Raw genomic sequence first — 3,763 nt, forward strand, 5'->3', positions numbered from 1 at the left:
CCACCGCCAGATGTGCAGAACACCCTGCACATCGTGGCGCAGGCCGCGCCGGCGCTGTTGAACAGCTTCAAGCTGGTCTGGCAGGCGGAGCACACCGCCGTCACCGCAGGAGGCGAGGCCCATGCCTCGCTCTCCTCCGGCGGGCTGCTGTGGCTATCGGCCGAGGATCAGCGGCGGCTGCAGGCCGGCCTCGCCCAGTTCGAGGCGCCGCCCGATGCTTCCTACCTGCTGGATTTCGGCGGCACGGGCGAGGAGCGGAGAATCCTTGTCTGGGTGGCCGGCAGCGAGCCCGAGGCAGAACTTGGCAGCCTGCTGCACGGCCTGCTCCGCCACCGCGAGGCGCTGGAGCAGTTCAGCCTGCCCAATGGCGGCAAGCTGCTCGAGGCCCTGCAGGCCCTGGCACAGGACAAGCCCGCGGGCGCGGCCTCGCTGGACCTGAAGCTGCTGGCGCCCCTCTCGCCCGCTGCCGGCCTCTCAGGCCCCCTGCAGCCGGAGAAGATGATCGCCGCCCTGTACGACACGGTGCTGAACCGTGCGCCCTCCATTCCCGATCTGACCCACTGGATGGGCCATGCGGGCGACGGGCCGGCCGAGGCATGGGAGGTGGCGCAGGCGCTGCTGGAGAGCCCCGAATTCCTCGCCCTCCACGCCGGGGAGAGCGACCGCGACTTCGTGGCCAGCCTCTACCGCAACACCCACGAGCGGGACCCCGCCCCCGAGATCGTGAACCACTGGAGCGAGCTTCTCGGCAGCCACGCGCTGGACCGGGTGGAGCTGGTGCTGCGGCTGGCCCTGCCGCCGGAGGAAGGCTTCGCCCTGCGCTGACGGGGCAGGGCGATACACAGGATCACTTGCGACTCATTCTTACTTTCGGCAATCTGGCCCGACACCCTCTTGCCACCAGGGAGACCCGACCGCCATGGCTACTCACGGCCTGCCCACCTGGCCCTGGACCGACGCGCATGTCGACGCCCTCCCCGTGCCCGAGGCGCTGCTGCTGGAAGGCATGCGCCGCTGGTCCTGCGCCACGCGCCGCGGGCTGGCCGGCCTGCCCGAGGCACGGCTGCCCTTCATCGCCGAGAATGTGGCGGCGGCCGCGCCGGCGCTGGACGCGGTGATGCGCCTGGGCGGGCACCGTTTCGCGATGGGGGAAACCGTGCATCCGGCCCTGGTGGGAGACGAGCCCGCCCTGCTGCTGGCCTTCGCCCTGGCACAGCGTGGCCCGCGGCGGGAGGCGCTGGCCGCCTTTCTCCGCCTGCTGCCACCAGCCGGCGCCTATGCCGCCATGGGTCCGGCGATCGGCCTTTCCCTGAGCTTCCGCCGCGCCGGGCTGCTGCTGGCCAACCCGCTGCGCGGATAAAAAAAGCGCGCCACCGGCGCGCTTTTCCCGACAAGGGCCAAAGGCCCGGGCGCCGCCTCAGTCCTGGCGGCCCCAGGCGATGCGCCCGGCCGTGCCGCAGGCCTCGCACACCGGCTTCCACTGCGCGTGCACCTTGCCGCACTGGCCGCAACGCCAGCGCGGCTCCTGCGGCGCGGCCGTGGCGGCGCGCAGCCACTTGGCCTCGGCGGCGCGGGCCACCGGGCTGTCGCCATGCTCCAGCTGCTCCAGCTCCACCAGCATCAGGTAGGCGCGGGCATCGGCCTCGCCGGACTCCACCAGCGCCTCCAGCTCGCTGCGGGTGCGGCCGGTCAGGCTGGCCTGCAGCGCCACGCGGGCCAGCAGCAGCCGGCTCTCCGCATGGGTGCGGTTGCGGCTGACCAGGGCCTCGGCCAGCTTCACCCGCGCCAGCGGGTCCGCCTCGCCCTCCAGATAGGCCTCGGCCACCTGCGGGTGCGGCGCGGCGGCCCAGCCCTGCTCCAGCACCGCCTTGGCACGGCGCGGGCTGCCATTGGCGGCCATGCGCTTCGCATGCGCCAGCACGGCGGGGGTGAAGCCGGGGTCGGCCTGGAAGGCCTGGCGCTCCAGCTCGGCGGCACGCTCGGCGTCCGGCTCCTGGCTGGCGGCGGCCATGGCGAGCGGCGCGCGCGGCGTCTCCGGCGCGGCCAGGGTCAGCGCCTCGCGCCAGTCCTGGGTGCGCAGCGCCAGCACGGCGCGCTCCTCGCGCAGCCAGGCGGCGCCGGGGTGGGCGGCCTCGGCCTCCCGCGCCAGCGCCTGGGCGGCGGGCCAGTCCTTGCGCTGGATGGCCTGCCGCAGCAGCCCGCGCAGGCCGATGAAGCGCGCATCCTCGCGCTTGGCCAGCGCCTGGAAGGCCTCGGTGGCGGCCTCCTCGCGCCCGGCCATGCGCTCAGCCTCGGCGGTCAGCAGCAGCAGCTGGGGCGTATCGCCCAGCAGGGAGCGGGCCTTGCGGACCTCGCTGCGCGCCGCGTCGGCCGAGCCGGCGGCGAGGGAGACGAGGGCGCGGGTCAGCACCGCGTCGCCCTGCTCCCGCCGGCGCGCGGCGCGGCGGGCGCGGGCGCGGGCCGGCCAGCCGAGCAGGGCGCGCAGCCCTACCAGCAGCCCGTGCAGCACCAGGAACAGCACGACGAGGCCGATCAACAGCACCGGCAGCGAGATGCCGATGAACATGTCGCCCACCCGCAGTTCCACCGAACCGCCCAGGCGCATCAGCCCCCAGGCGATGGCAACGGCGACGAGGCTGAGCAGCAGCAGCCCGATGGCGCGGCGCATCAGCCCTGCCCCCCGCTGCGCAGCTCGCCGAGCGCGCCGCGCGCGGCGACGAGGCCGCGCGCCTGCTCCAGCCAGGAATTCATCGGCGCCCGCACCGGCTCGGGCAGGCCCTCGATGCGGCGGATGGCGGCCGGCAGGTCGCCGGCCTCCAGGGCGCGGCGGGCAGCCTCCAGCTCGCCGCTCACCGAATCGCCCCACACCACGTTCTCGCCACGGCGGACGGTGACGAGGTTGCCGAGGCGGCTGGCGGCGGATTCCCACACGCTCTGGCCCTCATTGGCGGGCTCGGCCTTGGCGCGGGCGGCGCGGGCGGCATCCTCGAAGGAGAGGCGCAGCGCGGCCTCGGTGGGCGGCGCGTTCTCGGCGTAGCGCCGCAGCGCGGCGGGTGCCTCGCCGCCCAGGCCGGACAGGGCCTGGCCGAGCGGGCGGCCCGCCTCCAGGGCGGTCTCCACCCCGGCGCTGGCGATCAGCCGCGACAGGCGCTGCTCGGCATTGGCCAGACGGCTTTCACGCGCCTCGAGGGCGGAGAAGCGCTCATCCAGCGCCTTCTCGCGCGCTGCGGCCCGCTCCTGCGCCGCCGCCTCGGAGGCGGCGATGCGCTGGCGCATGGTCTCCTCCACCGCCGCGAAGCGCGGGCCGAGCGCCGCCTCGGCGGCGGCCACGCGCTGGGCGATCTGCGCCTCGGCGCCGCTGATGCGCTGGGAGAAGGCGCGCTCGGCCTCCTCGATGCGGGCATTGGCGGCGCGCTCCACCGCCTCGCGGTCGCTGCGCTGGCTCTGCACCTGCTCGCGCAGCGCGCCCACGGTCTGCCGGGTCTCGCTGAGGCCGGATTCCACGGCGCCGAGGCGCTGCCCGGCCTGGGCCAGCGGCCCGCTCTCCAGCGCCTGCAGGCGCTGCGGCAGCGGCTGCAGGGCGCGCAGCTGCTCCTGCACCGGCTGCAGCGCGGAGAGGCGCTGCTCCAGCGCCTCCACGCGGGCGGGCTCCACCGAGGGCCCCGGCCGGTTGGCCAGGCTGATGCCGATGGCCAGCAGGGCGACCACGCCGCTCACCGCGGCGATGGGCAGGGCCAGATGCTCCAGGCGGCCACGCCGCCGC

Annotated in this window: 4 protein-coding genes; 2 read left to right on the forward strand and 2 right to left on the reverse strand. The window is 75.4% G+C overall.

Annotated elements, in window-relative coordinates; translation table 11 throughout:
- Positions 1-825, forward strand: an 825-nt coding sequence (locus tag ACZJYS_RS23385) for a DUF4214 domain-containing protein (RefSeq protein ID WP_493180516.1), incomplete at its 5' end; no start/stop codon positions are given.
- A 94-nt stretch (positions 826-919) separates the two neighbouring features.
- On the forward strand, positions 920-1,360 hold the full coding sequence (locus ACZJYS_RS23390) for a hypothetical protein (RefSeq protein ID WP_379649364.1): 441 nt from the start codon (positions 920-922) through the stop codon (positions 1,358-1,360).
- A gap of 57 nt (positions 1,361-1,417) precedes the next feature.
- Here ACZJYS_RS23390 and ACZJYS_RS23395 read toward each other — a convergent pair whose 3' ends face one another.
- Both ACZJYS_RS23395 and ACZJYS_RS23400 read right to left on the reverse strand, forming a co-directional pair.
- Positions 1,418-2,668, reverse strand: coding sequence for a heme biosynthesis HemY N-terminal domain-containing protein (locus ACZJYS_RS23395; RefSeq protein ID WP_379649366.1), 1,251 nt, complete (start codon positions 2,666-2,668; stop codon positions 1,418-1,420).
- Positions 2,668-3,763 (reverse strand): COG4223 family protein (locus tag ACZJYS_RS23400; RefSeq protein WP_493180517.1); only part of this gene is annotated, 1,096 nt, incomplete at its 5' end. The genes ACZJYS_RS23400 and ACZJYS_RS23395, both read right to left, overlap by 1 nt.

It is taken from the genome of Roseomonas sp. TS2 (genome assembly GCF_058833935.1).